At 53.3% G+C, this 23,981-nt stretch carries 21 protein-coding genes; 13 read left to right on the top strand and 8 right to left on the bottom strand.

Features of this window, described 5'->3' with window-relative positions; all coding sequences use genetic code 11:
- Positions 1-265 precede the first annotated feature (265 nt).
- The 4 genes from VE954_RS34225 (at position 266) to VE954_RS34210 (ending at position 6,151) form a co-directional block, all read left to right on the top strand.
- Positions 266-907 (top strand): DUF4360 domain-containing protein, encoded by a 642-nt coding sequence (locus VE954_RS34225; RefSeq protein WP_324961539.1) that lies wholly within the window; start codon positions 266-268, stop codon positions 905-907.
- Between the two features lie 580 nt (positions 908-1,487).
- Complete coding sequence (locus VE954_RS34220; protein WP_324961537.1) at positions 1,488-3,560, top strand: response regulator; 2,073 nt, start codon at positions 1,488-1,490, stop codon at positions 3,558-3,560.
- 9 nt (positions 3,561-3,569) lie between these two features.
- Positions 3,570-4,589, top strand: coding sequence for a chemotaxis protein CheW (locus VE954_RS34215; RefSeq protein WP_324961535.1), 1,020 nt, complete (start codon positions 3,570-3,572; stop codon positions 4,587-4,589).
- On the top strand, positions 4,586-6,151 hold the full coding sequence (locus tag VE954_RS34210) for a chemotaxis protein CheB (RefSeq protein WP_324961533.1): 1,566 nt from the start codon (positions 4,586-4,588) through the stop codon (positions 6,149-6,151). Before VE954_RS34215 ends, VE954_RS34210 begins: the two co-directional genes overlap by 4 nt.
- 4 nt (positions 6,152-6,155) lie before the next feature.
- Here VE954_RS34210 and VE954_RS34205 read toward each other — a convergent pair whose 3' ends face one another.
- Together VE954_RS34205 and VE954_RS34200 are read right to left on the bottom strand one after the other, a co-directional pair.
- Positions 6,156-7,220, bottom strand: a complete 1,065-nt coding sequence (locus VE954_RS34205; protein WP_324961531.1) for a chemotaxis response regulator protein-glutamate methylesterase — start codon at positions 7,218-7,220, stop codon at positions 6,156-6,158.
- Positions 7,220-8,092, bottom strand: coding sequence for a protein-glutamate O-methyltransferase CheR (locus VE954_RS34200; RefSeq protein WP_324961529.1), 873 nt, complete (start codon positions 8,090-8,092; stop codon positions 7,220-7,222). Before VE954_RS34200 ends, VE954_RS34205 begins: the two co-directional genes overlap by 1 nt.
- Positions 8,093-8,308: 216 nt before the next feature.
- Here VE954_RS34200 and VE954_RS34195 point away from each other — a divergent pair, with 216 nt between their 5' ends.
- Together VE954_RS34195 and VE954_RS34190 are read left to right on the top strand one after the other, a co-directional pair.
- Positions 8,309-10,384, top strand: a complete 2,076-nt coding sequence (locus VE954_RS34195; protein WP_324961527.1) for a methyl-accepting chemotaxis protein — start codon at positions 8,309-8,311, stop codon at positions 10,382-10,384.
- On the top strand, positions 10,385-10,885 hold the full coding sequence (locus tag VE954_RS34190) for a chemotaxis protein CheW (protein ID WP_324961525.1): 501 nt from the start codon (positions 10,385-10,387) through the stop codon (positions 10,883-10,885).
- Between the two features lie 3 nt (positions 10,886-10,888).
- On the opposite strand, the gene VE954_RS34185 is transcribed toward VE954_RS34190, so the two are convergent.
- Positions 10,889-12,217 carry a HAMP domain-containing sensor histidine kinase gene (locus VE954_RS34185; RefSeq protein ID WP_324961523.1) on the bottom strand — a complete coding sequence of 443 codons (1,329 nt, stop codon included), beginning with the start codon at positions 12,215-12,217 and terminating at the stop codon, positions 10,889-10,891.
- A gap of 275 nt (positions 12,218-12,492) precedes the next feature.
- Between VE954_RS34185 and VE954_RS34180 the strand changes: the two genes are divergently transcribed.
- Both VE954_RS34180 and VE954_RS34175 read left to right on the top strand, forming a co-directional pair.
- Positions 12,493-13,359, top strand: a complete 867-nt coding sequence (locus tag VE954_RS34180; protein WP_324961521.1) for a hypothetical protein — start codon at positions 12,493-12,495, stop codon at positions 13,357-13,359.
- On the top strand, positions 13,356-14,108 hold the full coding sequence (locus tag VE954_RS34175) for a ThiF family adenylyltransferase (protein ID WP_324961519.1): 753 nt from the start codon (positions 13,356-13,358) through the stop codon (positions 14,106-14,108). Before VE954_RS34180 ends, VE954_RS34175 begins: the two co-directional genes overlap by 4 nt.
- Here the strand turns inward: VE954_RS34175 and VE954_RS34170 are convergent.
- The 3 genes from VE954_RS34170 to VE954_RS34160 all read right to left on the bottom strand — a co-directional run bounded on the left by VE954_RS34170 (position 14,096) and on the right by VE954_RS34160 (position 16,506).
- Positions 14,096-14,356: a hypothetical protein gene (locus tag VE954_RS34170; protein WP_324961518.1), complete on the bottom strand. Its 261-nt coding sequence runs from the start codon at positions 14,354-14,356 to the stop codon at positions 14,096-14,098. The two genes, VE954_RS34175 and VE954_RS34170, sit on opposite strands and share 13 nt — an antisense overlap.
- 36 nt (positions 14,357-14,392) lie before the next feature.
- A complete protein-coding gene (locus VE954_RS34165; protein ID WP_324961516.1) occupies positions 14,393-15,016 on the bottom strand; it encodes a TetR/AcrR family transcriptional regulator in 624 nt (207 codons plus the stop codon).
- A 191-nt stretch (positions 15,017-15,207) separates the two neighbouring features.
- The gene (locus tag VE954_RS34160) at positions 15,208-16,506 is read right to left on the bottom strand and encodes a dihydroorotase (protein ID WP_324961514.1); all 1,299 of its coding nucleotides are present in this window, start codon (positions 16,504-16,506) and stop codon (positions 15,208-15,210) included.
- Positions 16,507-16,648: 142 nt separating this feature from the next.
- Here VE954_RS34160 and VE954_RS34155 point away from each other — a divergent pair, with 142 nt between their 5' ends.
- Positions 16,649-17,137 carry an asparaginase domain-containing protein gene (locus VE954_RS34155; protein WP_324961512.1) on the top strand — a complete coding sequence of 163 codons (489 nt, stop codon included), beginning with the start codon at positions 16,649-16,651 and terminating at the stop codon, positions 17,135-17,137.
- A 12-nt stretch (positions 17,138-17,149) separates the two neighbouring features.
- Here the strand turns inward: VE954_RS34155 and VE954_RS34150 are convergent, their stop codons facing one another.
- A complete protein-coding gene (locus tag VE954_RS34150) occupies positions 17,150-19,843 on the bottom strand; it encodes a 7TM diverse intracellular signaling domain-containing protein (RefSeq protein ID WP_324961510.1) in 2,694 nt (897 codons plus the stop codon).
- A gap of 214 nt (positions 19,844-20,057) precedes the next feature.
- On the opposite strand from VE954_RS34150, the gene VE954_RS34145 reads away from it, so the two are divergent.
- From VE954_RS34145 to VE954_RS34135, 3 genes are read left to right on the top strand one after another with little or no spacing between them, the layout of a single operon-like run.
- Positions 20,058-20,426: a response regulator gene (locus VE954_RS34145; RefSeq protein ID WP_324961508.1), complete on the top strand. Its 369-nt coding sequence runs from the start codon at positions 20,058-20,060 to the stop codon at positions 20,424-20,426.
- A gap of 18 nt (positions 20,427-20,444) precedes the next feature.
- The gene (locus tag VE954_RS34140; RefSeq protein WP_324961506.1) at positions 20,445-20,936 is read left to right on the top strand and encodes a hypothetical protein; all 492 of its coding nucleotides are present in this window, start codon (positions 20,445-20,447) and stop codon (positions 20,934-20,936) included.
- A 28-nt stretch (positions 20,937-20,964) separates the two neighbouring features.
- Positions 20,965-21,546: a hypothetical protein gene (locus tag VE954_RS34135; RefSeq protein WP_324961504.1), complete on the top strand. Its 582-nt coding sequence runs from the start codon at positions 20,965-20,967 to the stop codon at positions 21,544-21,546.
- Here VE954_RS34135 and VE954_RS34130 read toward each other — a convergent pair.
- Complete coding sequence (locus tag VE954_RS34130; RefSeq protein WP_324961502.1) at positions 21,541-22,437, bottom strand: 50S ribosomal protein L11 methyltransferase; 897 nt, start codon at positions 22,435-22,437, stop codon at positions 21,541-21,543. The two genes, VE954_RS34135 and VE954_RS34130, sit on opposite strands and share 6 nt — an antisense overlap.
- 204 nt (positions 22,438-22,641) lie before the next feature.
- Between VE954_RS34130 and VE954_RS34125 the strand changes: the two genes are divergently transcribed.
- Complete coding sequence (locus VE954_RS34125; RefSeq protein WP_324961500.1) at positions 22,642-23,712, top strand: DsbA family protein; 1,071 nt, start codon at positions 22,642-22,644, stop codon at positions 23,710-23,712.
- Positions 23,713-23,981: the final 269 nt, after the last annotated feature.

Below are 23,981 nucleotides of genomic sequence, written 5' to 3'. Positions count from 1 at the left end.
AAGCAGTTCCCTCCGAGTAAAAAGATGCGATGAGATCGACTAAGATTCGCTGAGATCTCATTCGCACATCTTGGTTGCCTGGGGATCGGCTCGTCTTGAATTTTTTTGTTCGAGCTTTTGTCATTTTTCCTCGTAAATTATAGTGTTCCGTGAACTTCAAACCCACAGAGCACTTCATTTAATTTTCATAGACACTTTTCGTGAGCCCGCGCTAGTGTTGGGTTAAGGAAAGCTCCTCAACCAACAGTTTCATGAGAGGTTAGTTATGAAAGTTTTTGGAAGCATCATTAAGTTTATTGCCCCACTTCTGGTCGTCGGCGCAGCAGCACACGCTGAAGAACGTTTCTCCGTTCCTTCTGAGCCTATCACTATCAAAAAGATTCAGTACAACGGCACAGGCTGTCCGCTCGGTACTGTTGCCAAGAACATCTCGGAAGACAAAACAGCTTTCACTTTGACTTTCTCTGAATTCGTCGCTGAAGCTGGCCCTGGCATCTCGCTGTCGGCTGGTCGTAAAAACTGCGTAGCTACTCTGGTCCTCGACGTACCAGCGGGCTGGCAATATTCCATCGGTAGCTTCTTTTACCGCGGTTTCATGGATCTTGACCAAGGTATCAAAGCAGAACATTCTGCAAGCTACTTCCTGGAAGGCCAAGGCAAAACCGGTACTTTCGCATCGAGCAAATGGGGTCCCTTCGAAAGCGATTATGTTTATAACGACAAAGTCGGTATCGCGTCGGCTGTTTGGTCGCCTTGCGGTGTTGAGCGCGCTCTGAACATCAACACTTCGATCCGCGTCTCGAACACCAACTCGGGAGCGTTTCCCAGCGCTCAAGGTCTGATCACCAACGACTCGATCGATGGTCAAATCGTCCAAGTTTGGGGCCTGACCTGGCGCCGCTGCTAATTAGCAGAAAAGTAAACCCCCTGCGGCCTGGCTGCAGGGGGTTTCTTATTTGTTGATGGTGAGATATCAAGCGATAGGTTTGATCAGACCCACTTCCGCCAGCCATTCCAGCAGCAAAAAGCTCACATCATCTTCGGGCGCTCGTCCAACCAGATTTTTCCAATCGACGTCACAATTCATTTTTAGAGATCTTCCAGCAGTCCATCGGCGGTCAAGAGACGCTTTGATCCTGGCCGAAAAAATTCCCATGAAACCCCTTAAAATTACACAATATAGCACCGGCCTGTCGGATGTTTCTCTTGAAATACATGACAGGGAAACGTTGCTTAACTCAAAGGTTTTGCTGCGATGATGGGCGTTTTTTCGTGATCTCTGGCAGGCTTTTGATCCGAGGGACGATCAGGAGGACTGCGGCATGCGCATTCCCCCGGAAATCTTGTCGTCAGATCCCTTGGATTATTGAGCGAATTTTCCTAGTGGCTAATTTGGAAGCCGGTTTAAGTTCGCCGGCAGTCCCTCCGAACACCTCGACAGATCTAAGTTTTTTATTGTCTGGTCCCTTTTGCCAATGAGTCATGTCATGAGCCAGGAAAAGTTCATCGAAAAAGTTCTGATCGTCGAGGACGACGCGGGCATCCTCGATTTGATCAAGGAACATATTGAAACCGCTGGCGTATCCACGGTGACAGCAGCCAACGGCCTGGAGGGCCTGGCGCGCCTTCAGGAACACAAGGTCTTCATGATCCTGTCCGACTATCGCATGCCGCAAATGGACGGTCTTGAGTTCTGTCGGGAAGTTCGCCAAAGCAGGGGCCAGTTGCCCTTCATCATCCTGTCAGCTTATGCCGATCGCACAGCTGTTCTCTCCGGTGTGCGTTCGGGCGTGACTGACTATGCGGACAAACCCGTGGATTTCCCCAAGCTCATTGATATGGTTCGTGGCTTCGCCCAAAAGCGTCAGGATCAGATCAAGCAGGATCGCTACGAGCTGGAAACGATTCGCACGCTCTTCATCGAGGAAGCCCACGGCATTCTTAGCACGCTGGATGAAAGCATCCTCCTCATTGAAACCGATCCGAGCAATAAAGCCGAAATCAATAAAGTCTTCCGTAAAATTCATACATTAAAAGGCAGTGCGGCGGCAGTGGCCGGCGGCACGACCACGTCCGAGCTCGCCCATGCCTTTGAAAGCGTTTTGACTTCGATCAAGGAAGGCAACCTGATCCTGGATAAGGTGCTCGTTGACCTGATGCTGAGCAGCAGTGATATGCTGAAGCAATGCATCGACGCCATCGAAAATAATAGCGATAGTCCCAAAGTCCAGCCGTTCATTCAGCAGTTCAAAGCAGTTCTGGCCGGCAATACGACCCGCGCCCAACCGTTGGCCCAGACGAACAAAGCCGCGCCCCGTACCGAAAAAAAGGACGAGGGTGATGAAGGCGTCACGGTTTCCAACGACAAGCTGGACCATTTTATGGAACTGGCGGGGGAACTCGTCGCCTTTAAGAACATTTTCTATGGCTTCGTCAAACAGCGCATCAGCCACCTGAGTTCTGACGATGGCCTTGAGGACATGAATAAAGCCCTGTCCAAGCTCACGGATGAACTCCAAACCCAAATCATGGATATCCGCAAGGTTTCTCTCCATAAAGCCTTTGCCAAGTTTCCTCGCATGGTCCGCGGCATTGCCCAGGACCTGAAGAAGGACGTTAAGTATGAAACAGAGGGCCTGGAACTTCAGGTGGATAAAACCATAGCCAAGGCGCTGTCGGGTTCGCTGGTTCACGTGATCCGCAATGCCTGTGATCATGGCATCGAGATCATGGACAAGCGTCACGCCAAGGGCAAGCCCGAGCTTGGGACAGTCCGGATGGTCGCCTCACAAGCTGGTGACATGATCACACTGCGGGTCGAGGATGATGGCGCTGGGCTTGATCGCGATAGGATCTATGCGAAGGCTTTTTCCAAAGGTCTGGTGACCCAGGACATCTCGCGCATGACCGATCAGGAAATTTTTGAACTGCTCTTTATTCCCGGTTTTTCCACGGCAGAAGTGGTCTCGGACCTATCCGGCCGCGGCGTGGGTATGGATGTGGTGAAAACAGCTGTCACGTCACTGGGCGGCACCGCTCGGTTTGATGCGGTCAAGGATAAAGGCACCACTCTCACTATCCAGGTTCCCGTGCCCAAATCCATTATGGTCGAGCAATCGATCGTGGCTCGTTCCAGCGGCATCTTGATCGCAATCCCACTGAGCTGCATCAGCGAAATCAAGCCCGTGAAAGATTTGGATTTCACTTATATCAAACCCTTTTGGATGATGGAACACAACGGCAAAGCCATACCCATTGCGACCTATCAGCAGCTGATTCAACCGGAGCAGATCAATCGGCAGAAGACGGACGTGTCCAATGACGAGCTGGTAGTCGTCATCATGCATAAGGACAGCTGCATTGCGCTGCGCATCGATGAAGTCAAGGATCAGCTGGAGGCTGTCGTGCGGCCTTTCGATCGCATTACGCAGGTTATTCCGGGTTTTAAAGGCACTTCTCACCTGCCGGGGGATCAGTTGGCTTATATGGTTTCGTCCGAGGATTTTTTGAAATTGGTTTCGCCGCAGAGTGCCAGTGCTGCAACATCGCAGGCAGCCTAGGAGACGAGTATGGATAGCAGGCAGACAAGCGCCAAGGACAAACTAACGCGCAACGACGCCATCATCGAGCGATTGCGGGATGTGGCCCTGCGTGAGTTTGAAAAAGGCGCTGACGGCCTCCAGATCATCATCAAGGAGCTGGCGACTGTCCAGGCTATCGCGGCGGAAGGCCAACTGCAAATTCTGTCCAATTGCCTTACTGATATCAGCGTCGTCCTGCAAGGTTGGATGAATGATCCCATGTTTGTCGATCGAGTGAAGAATTTGATTAACCCCTGGTCCGATGTCATCTATGAACTCGCGAATTACTTTGTCTTCATGGGCGAAGAGGACGAACTCGATTTACGAAACCGGGTCAGCTATCGACTGACTCAACTGGCCAAGGCCAGCGTCGCTCTGATGCCGATGCCCCCGCTGGTCGATGACACGACAGCCGATGGATCCTGGGGTCTATTTGATGAATCTGTGGCTGAACCAGCCGCTCCCGCCCCTGCTCGGACGGTAAGCTCGCCTTTGGCTCTGGCCAAACCTGACGTTCCCTTGAAATCCGAGATTCCGCAGGCGCCAGCGTCTCCGGAAGTCCCCGCCGAGAATCTGTTAGCCTCCCACTATCTCATCTGTCTGTTGGGTTCGCAGCAGTATGCCTTGCCCATCCATCAGGTCAGGGAAATCCTGGAGCACCGGCATGAACAACCCCTGCCCTCGCAAAGACCCGGCATCGTCGGTCTCGTCACCGTGCGTGGCCTCGTTTGTCCGGTGGTCGACGTTTCGCATATTTTGCACACGAAGGACGCAGGGGTGGCAACGGGTGAACCTAAGAAGCGCTGCACCGTGGTCTGCGAAGTGGATCACCGAACCTTCTGTTTCAATGTCGATGACGTGAAGCAGGTGGCTTCGATTAGTGAATTCCAGGATCAAATTGCACCCCTGAATCCAGATAACTCGATTCAAAAAGCTATATCGCACGTGGCGCATTTTCAAAACAAGTCTGTCCTGTTTGTGAAGATGCGCGAGGTAATTCCGGCATGAATGAATACTTTGTCTATCCTGGCCAGCTGATGGCGAGCAGGGAAAAGGCTCGAATCAAGACGATTCTGGGTTCCTGCGTCAGCGTCGTCCTCTGGGATCGAACCCATCACATCGGTGGCCTTTGTCACTATCTTTTACCAGAGCCCACACCAGGGAGCGTGCCCTCAGCGCGGTACGGAAGCTTTGCGATACCAGAGCTTCTGCAGCGCATGCTCGAACTTGGGGCGCAACGGGAACATATTCAAGCCAAAATTTATGGAGGCGGCAACGTGGTCAACCATCTCAATCGTTTGGATGGCAACATAGGGGATCGAAATGTTGAGGAGGCCCATGTGCAACTGAAAGCCTTGAAAATTCCGGTCCTCGAGTCCAATATCGGCGGCACCAAAGGTCGCGTGATTGCCCTGGATACGTCCAGCTTTAACGTGGACCATCGGTTCTCCGACAATCGATCGGAAAGTGAGACCCTTTCCGGTGTCACCCTCACGAGTCCGCGTGAGCGTGTCCGGGTTTTGATCGTCGATGACTCGGCGACAGTCCGTACGCTTTTTAGCAAGGCTTTGGCGCAAAGCTCGAATATTGAAGTGGTTGGAACCGCAACCGACCCCTTTGATGCGCGGGAAAAAATCATTGCTTTGAAGCCGGATGTCCTGACCCTCGATATTGAAATGCCGCGCATGAATGGTGTGGCATTTTTGGAAAAGCTGATGAAGCATCATCCCATGCCGGTTGTGATGGTCTCGTCACTGGGTGCCGATGGGGAAGCCGCACAAAGGGCCCTCGAACTCGGCGCTGTGGAATTCGTTCAAAAACCTTCCCAGTATGACCCAGCTCTGCTGTCGGAACTCGGTGAAATTCTCATTCAAAAAATTATCGCCGCCTCCACGGCTCAACTGAAATCGTTTCAACCGATCGCCAAACCCACCGCAGGGCCCAGGCATCTGCCCGAGAGTGGACGCGCCCCGAATGCCTTGCGTTTGATAACTGTGGGCGGTAACGTGGGCTGTTCGGAACCCCTTGCGGCCCTGATTCGCGGCCTGGCATCGGACACGCCTCCGGTGGTGGTTTCCGCCTCAACGATTTCCAGTTTCATTGGCACGTATACCCAAAGGCTTCAGCCCCAGTGCCGGGTTGAACTCCAGATTCTGCGCATGGAAGAAACACAGCTGACGATGGGCAAAGTCTATTTCGCGACGGCTGACAGCCATGTTCAGATCCATTCCACCCCCTCTGGTGGGCTGGTGGCACGTCTGGAAAAAGGCGGACCTTTCTTCGGTCAAAAGCCTTCCTCGGAAAAGCTCTTTCAGTCCGCTGCCGAAGCTGCCAAAGGTTCCGTCTGCGGTATTCTTTTGAGTAGTTTCAGTGCTGATGGGATTGCAGGCCTTTTGAAAATTCGGGAAACCGGCGGCATCACCGTCGTGCAAAATCCAGAGGAATGCTCCTTCAACGCCACCCCTGCAGCTGCGATTGAAAAAGGCGCTGCGGATTACATCCTGAATGCTGTTGAAATTCCCGGCTGCCTGATGGAACTACGCAACCGCAAGGTTCTGCAAACAGGTTGATCGTTCAACTCGCGGTCAGATCGCGCTTTTGAAACTCGCGAATAAGGTGCGGGGCAATGCCGCCAAGGGGCAGCACCTTGTCAATGCCCCCTATTTCCAAGGCCGCTTTCGGCATTCCATAAACCACGGACGTCGGCTCATCCTGGGCAATGGTGTAAGCCCCGGTCTGGCGCATTTCCAAAAGACCCTGAGCCCCATCGCGGCCCATACCGGTCAGCACGACTCCAACCGCATTTTTTCCTGCGTAACGCGCGACCGACCGCAGCATGATATCTGCCGCAGGACGAACACCATGCTGGGCCGGATCTTGATTTAACTTCACATAATAATAGGCCCCGCTCCGGGTCAGTTCCATATGATAGTTCCCCGGCGCGAGCAGCACCAAACCAGGCTTGACCCGATCCCCGTCTTCCGCCTCTTTCACTTCAAAGCTGCAGATCCGGTTCAAATTCTCGGCAAAGGTCCGCGTGAAGACGGGCGGCATATGCTGAACTATCAAAGTTCCCGGGATATCGGGCGGCAGGTGACGAAGGACAACCTTAAGCGCTTCCGTTCCACCTGTGGAAGCGGCCATGGCCAGAATCTGATGTGTGGTTTGACCCAATGCCTGGCTTGGGCGCAAGGTCGGTCTGGAATCAACCTTGGGCTTTATCCTTGGATGCAGTCGCGCTCGCGCCACGGCTTTCACCCGGGTGATGACATCCTCACGCATTTGATGCAGCGAATCGGTGACGTTGATCGCAGGTTTGGCGAGCACATCGATGGCACCGACTTCCAGGGCACGCAGGGCCATTTCTGATGGCTCGCGCGCCAGACTCGAAATAATCAGCGTGCGGATGGGCATGGCCGCCATCACTTTTTCCAGAAACGTGAGCCCATCCATCCGCGGCATTTCGATATCAAGGGTCATCACATCCGGTTGCAGCTCGATCAGCTTTTCACGTGCTACGTAGGGGTCCGGCGCACTGCCCACGACTTCGATTTCGGGATCACTGTTGAGCATGCGTTGCAAAACGGAACGAACAATGGCGGAATCATCGACAATCAGGCAACGGATTTTAGCAGCCATTAGGAAGCCTCCTGCAGTTTCTTAAAGACCGCCGCTTCCATGGTTTGGAGCGTGGGCACCCGGCTGGCGCCCGTTTCCGAATGGCCGATGAAGAGATAACCATCAGCTGCCAGAGCTTCAGCCAGATGAGTCTTCACCTTCAGGACGGTCTTAGGATCAAAATAAATAAGGACATTACGACAGAAAATTATGTCAAATTTGTGCTGGAATCCATAAGGAAAACCCACCAGATTGAAGCCGGCGAATGTGATGAGGTTGCGCAGCTCATCACGGAATTTCCACCGCTCCCCTGCCGCTGTATCACGGAGCTTCACCATATACTTGCTTCGTAGAGACGACGATACATCCATCAGTTCGTCAGCCCGATAGACCCCCTTCGAGGCGGCTTCCAGAACGGTTTGGTCAATATCGGTAGCCAGAAATTTCAGGCGATGGGTCTGCAGATTGAAACCCGACTCCAGCAGAGTCATCAGAATGGAATACGGCTCATGGCCACGACTGGCGGCGGCACACCAAAGGCGAAGCTCCGTTTTATGCTGCACAATGTTTTCAACAATCCGGGGCAGTATTTCGAAGTGGTGAGCTTCGCGAAAGAATTCGGTCTTGTTGGTGGTCAAAGCTTCAATGAAAGCCTTCTGCACACTTGGGTCGCCGTCCAGCAGATTACGATGCAGTTCGGCATAGGTACGCAGACCCAGCCGGATCATCACCTTGGACAGCCGTGAGGCCATGAGAGTGAAGTTCTTGGGAGTGGGCGGCATATGGATGCCGGTTGTGGTCTTCAACCAATCAGCAAGTTTACGATAGCCATTCTCATCGGCGCTGAGCCGATGAAAAAATTCGGCGCTGGGAAAATCCTTGGCATCGCTCATCAGCAGACTCCGCAATGAATAAAAGCACCTGCTCCAGTATAGCGTTGAAGGGGTCCCAGCAGCGCCGAGCCCCGGCTAAAGCTTGAAATTGAAAATAAACTTTGCAGGTCCTTGGTTTTCAACCAAAGGCCCGACCTCAACTTTTCTTATGTTTCAGGGGCATGGGCCGATAATTACTGGCGAAGCTGTAATATCCGTCCGCGAAGGGAAACGATAATGCGTGCCGTCAGCCTTACCAGCAAACTCCTCGGGATTTGCACCGGATCCTTGGTCATCATGTTTCTGGCTTGCCTCTATTCATTTCTGGATACGGCAGAGCGCGAAAAGGAAGGGATCAGGCAAAAGTGGTTCCTGATGGTCCGGGATATGCAAGAAAAATTGGGCGCGGAATTCTCGCAGCGCTATGGAGACGTCCAGGTCTTCGCTCAAAATAGCGTTATGGAAATCAAAAATACGGCCGAAATCACCAAAGCATTCAACGCCTATGTGAATATTTACGGGCTTTACGACCTGATCCTGCTGGTGGATCTGAATGGTCAGGTCATAGTCACCAGTACGGTTGATGCCAAAAATAACGCTCTGGATGTCAGCAAGCTGTCCGGTCAAAACTTCGCCAGTAGCCCCTGGTTCACCAATGTCGTCCACGAACGTTACAGCGAAGACGCAAAAAAGGGCCTGGCAGGGGTTTACGTTGAAGATGCCATGGTCGATCCCATCTCGAGCCTGATTTACAAGGAAAAGCGCCTGGGCATGAGTTTTTCGGCGCCGATCAGGGACGAAGCAGGCAAGATGGTTGCTGTCATCACCAGCCGAGCCAGCCTCGCTTGGGTCGAGCATCGCTTCATTGATCTCTACGAAAACCTGAAAAAAGAAGACCTCAGCGGCACCGAACTGACCTTGTTGAATAAAAAGGGCGAGATGGTGGTGAACTACGATCCATCGACCCAGAATGCCAACGATGCCATAGTCCGAGACTTCGATAATATTCTTTTCAAGATCAATTTGATTAACCTGGGTCATCAAGCTGTGATTGCGGCCGCGCGAGGCGAACAAGGCGTTCTGGTGGCCGATCATACCCGTAAACATATCAGGCAGGTGAACGCTTTCTCCACTCTGCGTGATGAGGATTTTCTTGATGATCTGGGTTGGATCCTCCTGTTCCGCATCGAAGAGGCTGCCTTGCTCGGCAGGATTCTGGATGCGAAGCAGCGCTTTTTCATCATTAGCGGGATCGTCCTGGCCCTGTGCGTTCTCGGTTCGGGCTTCTTCGCCATCCGCCTGAGCCGTCGCCTGAAGGCGATCAGTGAAAATATCGCCCGCTCCGGCGATACGGTGGATAGCGTGTCCACCCAGCTATCGAACGCCAGTCAGGATCTGTCCTCAGGTGCCACGGAAGTCGCATCGTCGCTCGAGGAAACGGTATCGTCCCTCGAGGAATTGACGAGCATGGTCCGTACCAATGCGGAAAATGCTGGCGAAGCCGCATCCCTGGCCCAGAATAGCAGCCGCATTGCCAAGGATGGTGAGACTGAAGTGCAAAGTCTGATTGGGGCGATCAGCGAGATCAATCACAGCAGCAAGAAGATTGAAGAGATCATCACGGTCATCGATGAGATCGCGTTTCAAACCAACCTCTTGGCATTGAATGCTGCGGTCGAAGCAGCCCGCGCCGGTGAACAGGGCAAGGGCTTCGCCGTCGTGGCCGAAGCCGTTCGCAATCTGGCCCAGCGCAGCGGCACCGCCGCCAAGGAAATTACCGGCTTGATCCGTGATAATGTCGATAAAATCGATCGTGGGACAAAAATCGCCGATCGCAGCGGCCAGGTTCTGCAAAATATCCTTTCGTCTGTTCGGAAAGTGGCTGATCTCAACAATGAAATCGCAGCGGCGAGCCGGGAGCAATCGTCCGGCCTGTCACAAATTTCCAAAGCCATGAATGAAATCGATCAGGCCACGCAGCGGAACGCCGCAGCGTCCGAAGAAGTCGCAGCCTCTTCTGAGGAAATGAGCGCCCAGGCCACCACCCTTCAAACGATGGTTCATGATCTGGCCGATGTGATTACAGGTCACACCAACCAGGTCCCGGTCGCCCCCATACGTTCGGCGCATGCGGCTGCGCCAAGGAAGAAGTCCAATGTTATGCCACTGCGCAGGCCGCCAGCACGTCCCATGAGCAAAGCATCTCCCGCGCCTGGACCCAAGCCCAGGCATCATGCGGAAACTGTGATACCCTTCGGTGATGAAGGTGATGACGAACCAGCGGCCCGCATCGGGTCCACATCAGGATTCTAAATGATGAGCAAGGACAACCTGGCCCGCGAGGGCCAGTACCTGACATTCACTCTCAATCGGCAGACCTTTGGCATTGCCATTGCGGTGGTCAGGGAAATCAATCAGCTGCCGAACGTGACGCCGATACCCAACGCCCCCGCGTGCGTCGCGGGCGTCATCAATCTGCGCGACAAGGTGCTGCCCGTCATCGATTTAAGGCGGAAGTTTAATCTACCGGCTCAGGATTACACACGCGAGACCTGTGTGATCGTCGTGGATGGTCAGCAAGGTCAGGTGGCGATCATTGTTGATTCCGTCGCATCAGTCCTTCCCCTGCGTCGGGACCAGATTGAAGCCGCACCGGCTTTGGTGCAAATAGGAGTCTCAGCCACACCCATTCTCGGTCTAGCCAAGGTGGGTGATCATGTTATGGTGCTTTTGAATGTCGCTTGTCTTGTGGACCAGGACACCATTCACGAGGTGACCGATCTGGCTCATTTGAAGCCTGCTTCCGTCGGCTAAGGCTCACGTCGGATTTTCGTCCGGCGGGGCGCGTCGCAGCCTGAGCGTAAACGTCGTCCCGTGATCGGAAGGACTTTCCGCCTCTTCCACAGACTCAACCTGAATTTCGCCACCATATTTATCCACGTAGGCTTTGGAGATCGGCAGGCCAAAGCCAGTGCCTTTTTCGCCCATAGTCCCCTTCGATGAGGTCGGGCCATTTTTGGAAAAGACGTTTTTGACCTTGTTTTCCGGCATTCCCACCCCAAAATCCCGAATCTGCAGAATCACGTGCTCATCGGTTTCGTGAGCTTTGATCACAATCCTCTGACCTGGATGCGAAAACTTGATGGCGTTGGAGACCAAATTATTGATGACGCTATTGCTCAACGATTTCTCTTCGGCCACGACCCTTAAGGTGCTGGTCTCAGGCACAAGGAATTCAAGGGTCAGGGTTTTTTCCTGTAGCCTCTCTTCAAAAATAAAGCGGGCCCGATCAAAAACCTTGCGTAAATCCACAGCCCCCAGCTTCACGGTTTTCTTGCCGGATTCCACTGACTGGAATTCGCGCACACTGCGGGCGATTTCCTCGATGATGCAGGCGGCCTTATGGACTCTCTGCAGATAATTTTGCGTTTCATCCTTATTCTTTTGCGCCATCTCGCTGGCATGCAGGATGATCGTGAGCGGCGTGGCAATGTCATGCACAACGATCGAAACCAGCATGGCCTTATCCTGGGCATAGGCTTGGATGGTTGTGTTCTGCTCCTTGAGTTCCTCGTTCTGCCGTTCCTGAATGCGCAAGAGTTCCTTGATCGACCGGGCAAAGAACATGGAGCCGATAAATGCCGTGCATCCCGTCAGATAAACGGTAATCACAGTGATGGCAGGCAGGTCACTGACCGGGATGGTCACGGGATGCGTGTTCAGGCGATCACCATAGAGAACGATCAATGCGGCACTCGTCACCGCTATGAAACTCCAGAATCCTCCGGCCATCGTTCCCGCCAGATAAACGGAAAGAATGGTGAAGACGGGAAGCCACATCATAATCGTATAAGGAAAGCTGACGAACGTGAGAATCAAGGAACTGGCATTGATCACCGCCATTGCCAGGAAAACATGCGCGGCTGGCCCGTGCGTGCGGAACACCCTCAAAAACGTCAGGGTGACGAGACTGCCGAAGATTTGGACGAGATTGGCGCGCGGATCAATATCAAGGCGCAGGTTGGTGATGAGGTAGACACAGCTGACCACCAGATTCAGGTAACAGATGGACGCGATCAGATACCTGGGGCCGAAGACATGGGCCTCAGAGGACTCGGGATGCTGCCATATTCGTAAAATGTTCATGCTTTTCAAATACCCAATATCAGAACTTCCACCACAATTCTGTTATCGACCGATGTTTAAAATTAAAAATGGTCAAAAATTGCCTGGTGAATGCAATCGCAAAGAACCAGCACCATGCGTCAGCGCTTTAAAGACAAAGTTCAAGACGATGTTTTACAGGTTCTTTTCATGGAGGAGTGGATTTTCATTGACGCCCGGACGATAGTTCTGACCAAGAACGCTGGCAGTCCTCGAGTGACCCTAGAGAGTCATAAGTAATCAAAGAGGAGTCAGCCATGAGTAGCGTTTACGTCTCAAAATTCGGTGACGATGAGTTCCATCACTACTTTAACCCTGGCCGCCACTTGTCTGAGAAACAGCTGCGAGCCCTCCATAAATCGATTCTGGATGTTAATAAGGACGCCCGTCACCCCATTGAGCACAAACTTCTTGAAGAACTTCCCAACCTGGAAGCTCTGCAGGAGCGTTATGCGAGCATGATCGTCTGCATCATACGCGTAGCCGGTCGGGACAGCGGTTTCCTTCTGAGTCCCATTTTCAAAGCAGGTCGGAAAACCGTGATTCACGCTGGGCTTGTCATTATCAATCATAATAAGGGGTCGAACCTTCTGGCTCTGGCGGGTTCCCGAACAGTGTCGTTGGCTTTCGAGAAGCTGGGGAAAATATACAGCACAAATATTTCGAGCACGCCAGCCATCATCGAAGCCTTCACCATGCTGAGCACCCAGTGCTGGCCGACTCCCAAATCCGACCTGATCCGGCCGCCGCGTGAATACACCGAGGTGGCTCAGGCGCTGGTCGACCAGTACGTGCGCAACTTCTTTCCCGATCCCGAGGCCGTGGTGTTTGATGACCGTCGCTTCGTCCTGCACTCGGAATCGCGCAAGATGGGTTTCAACACCGAATTCCGGCAGATCTCGCGGTCCTCATCCTTTGAGTATCTGAACTTCTGCTTCACCTGGCTTGATTACAATAAGGAAGAGGATCTGATTCAGGTCGGTGTCATAGATCAGGCTCTGGTGAATAGGATTCGCCTGTGGCGCCTCGCTGTTGCCGCACGGACCTTGAAGAAGAATTGGGGCAAGCGTCTTGAGACCGCCGTACCACGCGCTGTTAAATTTATGGGTTGGAGTCTGAAATGATCGACTATTCACGCAACTGGCTTTTTATCGATCCCGAGCTGCAGTCGCGCCTGGGTGAGCTGCGGCTGCTCATCATGGGGGTGGGGATCGGTTCTGTCATGGCCGAACTCGCTCTGCGCACGGGCATTCGCCACATCACCATTGCTGATGGTGATCAGGTGGATGCCAGTAATCTGAATCGTCAGAATTACACCAGCGCCGATATCGGCCGACGCAAGGTCCTGGCCTGCGCCGATCGTCTCCGGGCCATCGATAGGAGCGCCTCCATTCGCGTGATCGACGCGTTCCTGGATGAAGCCATGCTGCGTGAAGAAATTCCAAAGGCCGATGTGGTGATCAACACCATTGATTTTGATTCGCCGGTATTCCTCTTGTCCAATCGGCTCTGTCGGCAGTTTGAAGTCCTGGAACTTTTCCCGATGAACATAGGCTTTGGCAGTTCGGTCTGTGTGTTTCAAAAGGATGGTCGTGGTTGGTCGGAGCTCTTTCAGTTCGAGAATCATGTGGATTTAAAGCAGAAGATCCTTCAGCATCTGGCCCAAGCGGCCCAGTTCGCACCGTACCTTCAGGAAGCCGCAGCCCGTTACTTTGTTCCGGAACGTCCGGCCTTTGATCCGCAGCTGGGGATCTCGTGCGCGATCTCGTCCAGCCTGATGCTGGGCCTTATCATCAAACACTTGCGAGGCGAGTCTCTGAAAGCGTTTCCGGAATTCTACTTCCTCGACGCGACCCTGCCTCACTTCTTATAATATTTTTTGATACGCGAGAACTGATCATCTTCTTCCTCTTCCACTTCCTCGACTTCAGGCTCAGGGGTGGGAGTGGGGGTCGGAACAACGGCTTTAGGCTTAAGACCGCCTTTGACCGGCATGCTGCCTTTAGCCGTTTTAGGAGTCGTGGCCGCGGCCCCGGGTTTCTTCTTCACCGTGGCTTTCGGCGTCGAAGCACAACCGACCAGCAGCATATGAATGAGCAATAATCTTAGTCCCGAATTCATGCAAACGCTCCCTGATATAAGAACAAATCTTTGCAGTTATATTTGTGTGATGGCTCGTGTCAGGACATCCTGGGCCATCCGGAGGAAGGCTTCAGGGTTGCGCAGACGAACATCAAACGGACCTTGCAGCAAGGTATCCAGAGTCCCATCCAGAAGCCCAAATCCCAGCACGAACAAATGCTCAGGATCCGCAGCGGGCAGGATTGCCAAAGCGATACCGGGTTCGATCACAGCCAGGATATGCTGTTTCAGTTCCTGGTACTGTTCGGCCAATCGCTGTTGAATGCCGGCGTCCAGTTTATCGGGAATGATGCGATGCCGCAGGTCCCGATACAGGCGATAGGCTTCGAGATCACCCAGGCTGTATTCCAGATAAGTACGACCCAGGAAACGAATCTGGCTCGATATGGGCTTGGCGCTATTGTTCTTGCGCAGACGCTCGCAGAGCTCCACCAGATAATTGATGCAGATCACGGCAAAGATATCATCCTTGCTTTGGAAGTGGCGGTAGACAGTGCCTTTGGCAATTCCCACCTGCTGTACGATCATATCCACACTGACCCGATCCGGGCCATGCGTCATGAAAAGATTCTTGGCGGCAGTAATAATTTCCTGCTCGCGTCTTTGAAATTCCCGATCTTTGCGTAAGGCCACTGACATCGAATGCTCCGTGACTGGCGGTCATACCATGACTATCGGTGCAATTTATGACCGGCTCAAGGCGCAGCGAATCTTCCTCCACCTTCTCCACGGTTATGCAGTCGCAATTCGCAAGTCTATTTTATCAGGAGATTCAAGCTATTAGGGAGATCAATGCAGGGGCCAGCCCTGCATTAATGAAACTGATGGGTTCAGGTGAACCGATAGAAGCGGTCATTGAGGAACATCGCATGAACATGACCGGTCAGGGTATGTCCCACGAAGCAATTATTCTTGGACAGACTGAAGAGGTCCTCCTCCTGCACCGTGCTCTCGGTATTGGTATTGACCAAAACTGCCTTTAAGGGTCGATTTTTTTGAATACTGCCAAACTCATGGGCGATGCCCATGAACTCCGCTGGTTTCTTGGCAAAGGCTCGCACCACATCCTGGGGCGCCAGCAGCCCCTCCTTCCAAAGCGACAGCAGCACGCGCAGACTGGTTTCCAAGCCCGTGGTCCCGAACGCGGACGTTTTGAAGTTTTCGGTCTTGACCGTGGATTCATGGGGGGCGTGATCCGTGGCCACGAAATCCACGACACCGCTCTTCAGGCCCTGACGCAGCGCTTCGCGATCCTTGGGGCTGCGCAAAGGCGGATTCATTTTGAAAGCACTGTTATGTTCATCGATATCATGCGACGAGAACCAGAGATGATGCGGTGACACTTCACAGGTCACCGGCAAACCCCGGCGCTTGGCGTCCGCGACCAGTTCCAGGGTTTCCGTGGCCGACACATGCAGCACGTGATAACGGGCCTTGGGATATTTGGCTAAAAGTTTGAGATCGCGGGCCACCATATCCGCTTCGGCAGCGGCTGGATAAGGTTTGGAGCCAATTTTTTCCTGCACCGGGCCCGCGGCCAGGACCCCGCCATGCCCCGGATACTCGGCATGCTGCAGCACCGGCAATCCGGTGACCGCACTGGCTTGAAACACGGCTTCCATCAGTTCATCTTTCACCACGCCGACGCCATCATCGGTAAAGGCCTTCACACCCCATTTCGCCAGGGCTTCATAATCCACCGCTTCCTGACCCTTAAGGTCCTTGGTGATCGCCGCGGAAAGATAGGCCCGCACACCGGTTTGCTTTTCCGCCTCGTCGAGTTCAAAGGCTGCCATCTCACAAACCTCGACCGAATCGATCACAGGTTTGGTATTGGGCATGCTCAACACCGCCGCCACACCGCCACGCAGAGCGGCCAGGAGGCCAGTGCCCGGAGTTTCCTTCTGTTCCTGACCGGGCACGCGCAGATGCACCTGGGGATCCACGCCAGCCGGCATGAGAACCAGACCACTGCCATCGATGATTGTGACGGGGCTGGCATATTCAGCGGTTGGATGAATGCTCACCACGCTGCCCTCATGCACCTCAACATCGCGGCCTTTTTCGACGCCTTCTGCTGTCCAAAGTTCGACATTTTTGATCACATAGTGGGGGTAGGCATGATACATGGCAAATCCTTATGCGTTGGAAGGCTAACTTGCCTGGACCATAAGTTTTGCACCATGTAAATTCAATCGAAAAGCTCGTTTTATGGCTTATCCAAAGACGACGCCGACGGCTGACGCGAAAGCCAAGGGAAGGACAGTGTAGATGGCTGATAGGATCCGGATCATCACCACAGGTGGAACGATTGACAAGGTTTATTTTGACGCTCTCAGCGAGTATCAGGTGGGGGAACCAGCCATTGCGCAAATTCTGGAAGAGGCTAACGTTGATCTGAAATATGATGTGCAGCAAATATGCCGGAAGGACAGCCTTGACCTCACCGATGCCGACCGCGACGCTATCTTTCAAGCGGTCACGCAAAGCCCTGAGCGGCGCATTCTGATCACCCACGGTACGGATACGATGATCAAGACGGCCCAGCGCCTGAGCGGTATCGAGGACGCCGTGATTGTCTTCACCGGATCCATGGCGCCTGCCAAGCTTCGGAATTCGGATGCCTTCTTTAACGTCGGCTGTGCGATCATCGCCGTGCAGACGCTGCCCCCAGGGACTTATATCGTAATGAACGGTCGTATGGTCGATCCCGGCAAGGCGGTGAAGAATCGGAATAAACTGCGTTTTGAGGAAAATTAAAAGGACGAGGCCTTAGGCAATGCCGGTCAGCAGAGCCATCGTCTGTTCGGTGGGTATACTGATCTCGATCGTTGTTCCGGCATTGGCTTGGCTGCGAATGCGGATCTGGCCCCCGAGGGACCGCACGGCATTGTCCAATGCAGCAATGCCGACGCCTCGACCCGAGAATTCGGAGACATCGCTCTTGGTGGAAAAACCCTGGCGGAAGATCAGAGTTTGAACTTCATCCTCGCTCATCGCGTCGAGCTGCTGTGCCGTCACCAGTCCCTTTTCCAAAGCCCTAACCCGGATCAAATCCAGATCAAGACCACGACCATCATCGGTGACTTCGACGCGCAGATAGGCCATCTCATCGTAACCGAAGGTCAGGTTCACGTGACCAGCCGCTTCCTTGTCACCGCGTTCTTCAGGATATTCGATTCCATGATCAATACTATTGATCACGGCATGAATCAGATTTTTCAAAGGATGCCGCATCCGATCGGGATCCACCCGCAGGTCAGCGCCCTTCATTGAGAAATGAACATGCTTGCCCAGGGCATCCGCCACGCGCGCAACGTTGGCTTCGATGGGACCGAGCAGTTCACGCACCGGCACCATACGCACCTCGCGTACCCAGCCTTGGACCACCTGCATGGCCGTGCGATTGATGCTGGCCTTATGCAGATCGATTTCCAACTTATGCAAGGACTCGCCGCTGATTTCATAGGCGTCCTGATCCAGTCCATGCGAAACGATACCCAGGATCGGCCCGTTCAATGAGATGAACTCCTCGACCGTCTGGACGATGGCGCGAATATCGAGTTTGCTCAGAACCTTTTTCTCTTCGATTTCATGAATGAAAGCCGCGATCGGTTCCAATCCGTAAAGGGCGAAGTTACCCTTCAGGGTATGCAGCGCCATGGCGACTTCCCTTTGATTCTGCTGATCGATCAGACTGAGGCAACCATTCAAGGAATCCAAGGAGTCCTTGAGGAAGGCTCGGAAACTGCTCTTTTCACTGATGATCTTCAGCAGCGACTTATTCTTGCTGGATTCCTGCTCGGCCTTGACCAGCTGCGAGGCATCGGAGATCGAAAGGAGCAGCGCCTCGGGTTTGCCGAGACTGTTTCGGATAACCGATCCTTGCAGGGCGACCACTTTACGGCCCAAGGGATAACGGCTGGGAATCTGCGCCAACGTCACATCTTCCGGCATGACATCTTCAAAAGCCTGGCGCAAAGCCAACTCAAGCAGGGATCGATCGCGATTGCTAACGTCCAGGAGATCGGCCAAGGGCACACGCGGCGCCACCTGGGGACCGAGGATTTCCCAGCAGGATTTGGTAAAGCCTTCCTGCACGCGGAATTCACTATCAATCATGAGGAAGCCACTGCGCACATTATCCAAAATCGTGCGGATGGTCTGGGTCCGTTCGATGACCTTGAGTTCCAGATCGTCGTTCAGGGTCCGTATCTCTTTTTCGGCGATGCTCACCTGTTCAAAGGCTTTGGCGAAGCGTTTGGACAGAATCACCGACTGGAAGAAGATAAAGCTGAAGAGGCCCAGCGCCACCATATCAAAGGTATTGATCACCCGATTGTTATAAAGAATGTCATTGATCACGGTTCCAAACAGAATAATAAAGCCGAAAACAAAGATCCGCGAACCTTCCCGACGCCGTTTGATCGCCAGCGAGAGAGAATACAGCACCACAAATCCAGCCAGGACAACGATCAATTGGTAGGGGCGCAGATATTCCTGATAGACGCCGCTGGCAAAGATCAGGATAAGCGCGGTGTAGACGAGACTGATGCTCACAATGCCAACGGTCAGGAACTTGGGAATTTCTTTGGGAAAAAGATTGGCCAGGAAGCTATAGAAAAAAGTCACGCCCAGAGTAAAGCCCAAGAGCTCCACACGGCTGCCCCAGATACCATTCATGGGTCCGAACGTATCGGCCCAGACGGCCAGGAAACCCTCCGACATGACGAAGGACCGGATAGCCATGATCAGGCAGAAGAAAGCAAAATTGCGAGCCGCTGGCTCACTCGGCCGAATCACATACAGCGCAAAGTGATAGAAGCACATGACAATAGCAGCGCCGATGAGCAGGAAATCCAGAATCAACTTCGTAGAGAGTTTGATGCCGTATGACTTGCGTTCGGTCACGGTCCAGGGGCGGTAGGGGCCCATGAAGGCTGTCCGGTAGTTGGCCATCTGAATCACGATCTCATTGCCCTCGGGCCTCGGCATGAGTTCCATCTGCAAAGGGACATAAACCACTTTCACCGAATCGGAATCCATTCCTATCGTGCCGCTTTCGCCCGCGAGCCGCCCATCGATCCAGATTTTAGTGCCGGCTTGGATTTTATTCGTGCTGAGGATCAGGGGTTCTTGAGAAGGCGGCAGGACCACTCGGGTGCGGAAAGTCGCATAACCATATTTTTGCAGGACCCCCTGAATTATCACGCCTTCCAAACTTTCGAAGAACTCCTGATTCAGGACGCCATTCAAAAGTCCTTTGCCTGCCTGCAGATCTTCTGGTGAAAGGAACTGTTGCCAGTAGATTTCCCAGTCCGGCAGGATCATGTGCCCGCGCTTAAAATCGGGGTTGCTCTGCCGCAGGTCCAGGGTCGGGGCTCCCGTCTGCGCAAGCGCAGCCTCGCGTCCGGAGATCAACATCCCCAGACACAAGAACATTCCCACGATTATGCGGCAAGCCACCAAAATAACCTTCCTACTTCCTTTGACGTCTCTACGAATTTCTCCTTGGCTGATCGGTGTCTTGAAAAAAAAATTAATCCCCCACCCTCATCTTGTTGGGCTCAGGAAAATTTCGCCTAGCCCACGAATCAGGACCGATTTCCTGTTACAATGATGAAGTGGTTAGAAATGCCGTATGTTCAGGTTTCGGGAACGTTGTTAACGAGGGACTCTCATGAGCAAAAAGGTGATGATTGTCGATGATTCCAAAACAGCTCGGCGCGAGATAGTCCGGCTGGTTCATAATTTGGGATTGATGGCTTTCGAAGCAGAAAATGGTAAATATGGGTTGGAACTGATCCGAAACAGGACAGATATCGGCTTGATTTTCTGCGATATCAATATGCCTGAAATGAATGGTTTGGAATTTCTGGAAGCGCTGCGCAAGGAAGCCAATCACAAGGAAACTCCGGTGATCATGCTGACCAGCGAAGCCGCTGAAGACGTTTTGAATAAGGCCAAGGAATTTGGAATTAAAGGCTGGATCCTAAAGCCTGCCCAACCTAATTCCGTGAAGTCCCTTTTGGAAAAATTCTGCGCCTGAGCATGGGAGTCCCGGCGGATGAGCGACTTGGAAAGCCGACTTGCTGAAATTCTGAACACACGCTTTGTGGAACTGTTTCAAATCTCGCTAAAAAAACCTCTGCGACCAGCACTTTGTGCGCAGGATCAGGTTCCCTTTGTCAACCCTATCTTTCATGCTACCATCGGTCTGACAGGAGATGGGATCGAAGGACAGCTGGTTGTGATAGCCGACAAAAAATTCCTCCATGAGACGCATCCGGAACGCCGCTACGGTGGGGTCCTGGACAATGGAGATTATCTGGATTGGGTAGCCGAGATCAGCAATCGTACGCTGGCCGGCAGCAAGGCTCATATCCAGACGATGGGTTATCAATTGCGTCTGGAACAACCCCAGGCCAAACAAACCCCGGCAGCCCCCGTCCCGGCCGATGCTCACGAACTGGTTCAGATCCTGGAAAGTGACGGCTTTCATGCTGTCTTGAGTCTTCGTATCAAAAAGCTTGAAGCCAGAAGTTCCAAAGCCAGTTGAATCCGAGTTTCAGGAAGGATGATGCCACATGGGTGACAGCAAAACGATAGCGCTGGTAAAAGAAGGGGTGCGGACCGCATCCCTCCATAGGCTTTTTGGGCCAGGCTTCGCGCTCCCTGAAATGCGGCCACCGCCCGCTGCGGTGGATGAGATCGACGAAACCTGGCTGGTGAAGATCATCGTCAGCTCGGAACCGATCCGGATTCAATTCAAGGTGTATTACACTGTCCCTCTGGCCAAGAATCTTTATTATCATAAGCATCCGGGCAGCAAGGAATTGCCGGTCCGCATTTATCATGACTTTATCCGCGAGTTCTGCAACCTGACCGCCGGCGCGATCAAGGTCTGGCTTGCGGATCTGGTCACGGTTATGAAAACCGATGACCTGATCGTCAACCTGCCCGATCAGAAGCCCGCGATGGTGGAAATGCCTCCGCTCGGCAAAACCGATGAAGAGGACGTGCTTTACGATACCTGGATGTTCAAAGCGGATGTCCATGAGCTCCTCTGCGCAACGGAAATCCAGGTCTTTGATTGGGCTCAGGTCGCCAACATCCAGCCCAACATCCATCCCGAAGACAGCGAAAGCGACGAGATCGAGTTTCTATAAGCCTGGCTTCATCCAGGCCAGAGCCATCCACCCGCGCTCCACCATCCGCTGCTTTTCCTGCAGACCCAAGGTTGCACACGCCGACCGAATGGGCTCAACATTCGCTTCATGAAATCCTGCTAACAGTAAAAGGCCGCCGGGCAGAAGGCGCTCCTGCAACGCCCCCAATAGATGGGTCAGGGTCGGAGGCAGAATGTTGCAGGCGATCACGTTAAAGAGTTCGTCGCGCGGCGGCAGGCTCCCTTCCAGCAGCGGAAACGGAACCCCATTCAAATTCTGATTGCGACGCGCCACGGCCAGGGCATCCGGTTCAATATCAGTGGCCAAAAGCTGCGCATAACCCAGATAATGAGCCACCAGGGCCAGTACGCCTGTCCCGGTTCCCACATCCAAAAAGCTTGCGTCTGGCGCGGGATTCGCACATTCCTTTTCCATCAGCCGCACCATGGCCTGCGTTGTCGCGTGCTGCCCCGACCCAAATACAGGACTGCTGTCCAAAAGAATACGTTGACGGGTCCCGGGATCCCGCTTCCCCTGCTGATCGGTAATAAAGAATCGGTCGGTGACAAGGCCTTCAAAACCTGGCTCCCAGGCTGTCTGCCAGATCGCATCAGCAATTCGTCGCCATTGAATATCGACGTGCGGGCCAAATTGCGCCTTTAAGTCCTGCACCAGTTGCAACATGACGCTTTCGTCGTAACTGTAGAGCAGCAGCGGCAGTTCCAGGGTGCCCTTTTCAAAGGCATCGATCCAGGCCTCTTCATCACCGGCATCGGCGTCCAGATGATCACAGCTGCCTTCGACATATTCGGTAAAACCCAGGTCCTGCAGTCGAGCCACCAAGGCTTCACGGCACCCTCGTGGCGTCAATGTGAGTTCGATGACATCCATCGTGTATGAGCCTCCTTTGGGGCGGCAGCGTAGTGGGAAGGTGTCGCCTTGTCCAGATGGAAAGCTGACCTTATTGCAGCTCGTTTTTCCGCATTTTCCGTCGCCGACCCCGGTCTTTTAAGCTACTATGGGCGCTGCTCAGGGGGTGGCAGCTGACCCGCTTCTCCCAGCGGGCCCCCTATCATTAATTTTGGAGTCGTACCTATGAGTTCTGGATTGTTGGTCTCAGTTTTAATCGGCGGCCTTGGCATCGGCGGCGCCGTGGGTTACATGGCAGGAGCCACGACAAAAAAAGCCGCAACGGCCACCTCAGGCACATCGACCCCTGCGCAAAATACTGCATGGTTCAGCTATGACGGCCAAACATTTGATACCGCGTCGCTGCCTTCGCAAGTGCAGACCGCTATTTATCAAGCCGATATGGAAGCCCACAATCAGAAGAACGGTATGGTTCGCGAATTTGCCATGCGCGTGGCTCTTTCGAAAGAGCAGGGCAAGTTCACGACCATGGATAAACTGCCCGCTCTCGATACACTGCTGACCTTCACACCGCCTACCGATGCGCAGGCGAAGGAATTCTTCGAGCAGAATAAAGATAAAGTCCAAGGCATGACCTTTGAGCAAATCGCTCCGCGTATCAAGGAATTCATGGCTCAGCAGGGCAAGATGCAAACCTTCCAAAAGGAATGGGATCGCTTGACCAAGTCGGGCAAACTGAAAATGCTGGCGCAAGAGCCTGGCTCGCCCACCGTGAATATTCCCGTGGAAATGTTCCCATCCCGCGGCGCGGGTAAAGACGTTCTGGTGGAAATCTCGGACTACCTCTGCCCTCACTGCGCGGAAGTTCAGCCCGAGATTAAGAAACTGGAAGAGAAGCTGAAAGGCAAACTCAAATTCGTTCAAATCAACTTCTCGCTCCGTCCCACGCAGCTGAGCGGCGCGCTGACTGAAGGCGCTTTCTGCGCGAGCAAGCAGAGCACGGAAGGATTCTGGAAATACCATGACGTTGCCTTCGCCAAAACTGTTGGCACCATGAATGACGCTTATGATGTCACCAAAGCCAAAACCATCGCTGAAGGCGCAGGCCTGAATGTGGCGGATTGGGAAGCCTGTATGAAAACTCAGGAGCCCAAGGATTTTGTGAAGAAGACGGCCGATGTAGTCAATGGCCTTGGCGTGACCGGCACTCCTACGTTCTTCCTCAATAATCAACGCGTGAATATTCATAGCCCAGCTGAACTTTCCCAGCTGGTTGAAAGTAAGCTCGCAGGTTAATCCGTCTTGATCCCGCTCCCCTAACGGAGCGGGCCCCGTCTTCTCCCTCCTCCAGCACATGACACCAATATATGCTTAACAGGTATTGCGCAAAAATTTCCTTACCGTAAGAAAGTTTGGCAACCTGGGATCACTTCCCATTTGCATTGTGTGCGAAGCTTTAAGCGTTTCCTCAAGACTCGGGTTTCTCAGCTGGATTCACTGATATTAAACATCAGGGGTTCCATGTGTCGAAACGGAAAGTAATGATGGGCGCCGGATGCTTATCA

The organism is Oligoflexus sp., from assembly GCF_035638955.1.
Classification (GTDB): domain Bacteria; phylum Bdellovibrionota_B; class Oligoflexia; order Oligoflexales; family Oligoflexaceae; genus Oligoflexus.
The sequence above is the reverse complement of the archived record's forward strand: the minus strand, read 5'-3'. Positions and strand labels throughout refer to the sequence as shown.

Bases quoted from the DNA above. Each gene is read 5' to 3' on its own strand.
- VE954_RS34130 (WP_324961502.1), bottom strand. From the start codon at position 22,437: ATGGATGTCATCGAACTCACATTGACGCCACGAGGGTGCCGTGAAGCC.
- VE954_RS34175 (WP_324961519.1), top strand. From the start codon at position 13,356: ATGATCGACTATTCACGCAACTGGCTTTTTATCGATCCCGAGCTGCAG.
- VE954_RS34205 (WP_324961531.1), bottom strand. From the start codon at position 7,220: ATGGCTGCTAAAATCCGTTGCCTGATTGTCGATGATTCCGCCATTGTT.
- VE954_RS34225 (WP_324961539.1), top strand. From the start codon at position 266: ATGAAAGTTTTTGGAAGCATCATTAAGTTTATTGCCCCACTTCTGGTC.
- VE954_RS34145 (WP_324961508.1), top strand. From the start codon at position 20,058: ATGAGCAAAAAGGTGATGATTGTCGATGATTCCAAAACAGCTCGGCGC.
- VE954_RS34170 (WP_324961518.1), bottom strand. From the start codon at position 14,356: ATGAATTCGGGACTAAGATTATTGCTCATTCATATGCTGCTGGTCGGT.
- VE954_RS34165 (WP_324961516.1), bottom strand. From the start codon at position 15,016: ATGTCAGTGGCCTTACGCAAAGATCGGGAATTTCAAAGACGCGAGCAG.
- VE954_RS34185 (WP_324961523.1), bottom strand. From the start codon at position 12,217: ATGAACATTTTACGAATATGGCAGCATCCCGAGTCCTCTGAGGCCCAT.
- VE954_RS34190 (WP_324961525.1), top strand. From the start codon at position 10,385: ATGATGAGCAAGGACAACCTGGCCCGCGAGGGCCAGTACCTGACATTC.
- VE954_RS34155 (WP_324961512.1), top strand. From the start codon at position 16,649: ATGGCTGATAGGATCCGGATCATCACCACAGGTGGAACGATTGACAAG.
- VE954_RS34135 (WP_324961504.1), top strand. From the start codon at position 20,965: ATGGGTGACAGCAAAACGATAGCGCTGGTAAAAGAAGGGGTGCGGACC.
- VE954_RS34200 (WP_324961529.1), bottom strand. From the start codon at position 8,092: ATGAGCGATGCCAAGGATTTTCCCAGCGCCGAATTTTTTCATCGGCTC.
- VE954_RS34140 (WP_324961506.1), top strand. From the start codon at position 20,445: ATGAGCGACTTGGAAAGCCGACTTGCTGAAATTCTGAACACACGCTTT.
- VE954_RS34125 (WP_324961500.1), top strand. From the start codon at position 22,642: ATGAGTTCTGGATTGTTGGTCTCAGTTTTAATCGGCGGCCTTGGCATC.
- VE954_RS34220 (WP_324961537.1), top strand. From the start codon at position 1,488: ATGAGCCAGGAAAAGTTCATCGAAAAAGTTCTGATCGTCGAGGACGAC.
- VE954_RS34195 (WP_324961527.1), top strand. From the start codon at position 8,309: ATGCGTGCCGTCAGCCTTACCAGCAAACTCCTCGGGATTTGCACCGGA.
- VE954_RS34210 (WP_324961533.1), top strand. From the start codon at position 4,586: ATGAATGAATACTTTGTCTATCCTGGCCAGCTGATGGCGAGCAGGGAA.
- VE954_RS34215 (WP_324961535.1), top strand. From the start codon at position 3,570: ATGGATAGCAGGCAGACAAGCGCCAAGGACAAACTAACGCGCAACGAC.
- VE954_RS34180 (WP_324961521.1), top strand. From the start codon at position 12,493: ATGAGTAGCGTTTACGTCTCAAAATTCGGTGACGATGAGTTCCATCAC.
- VE954_RS34160 (WP_324961514.1), bottom strand. From the start codon at position 16,506: ATGTATCATGCCTACCCCCACTATGTGATCAAAAATGTCGAACTTTGG.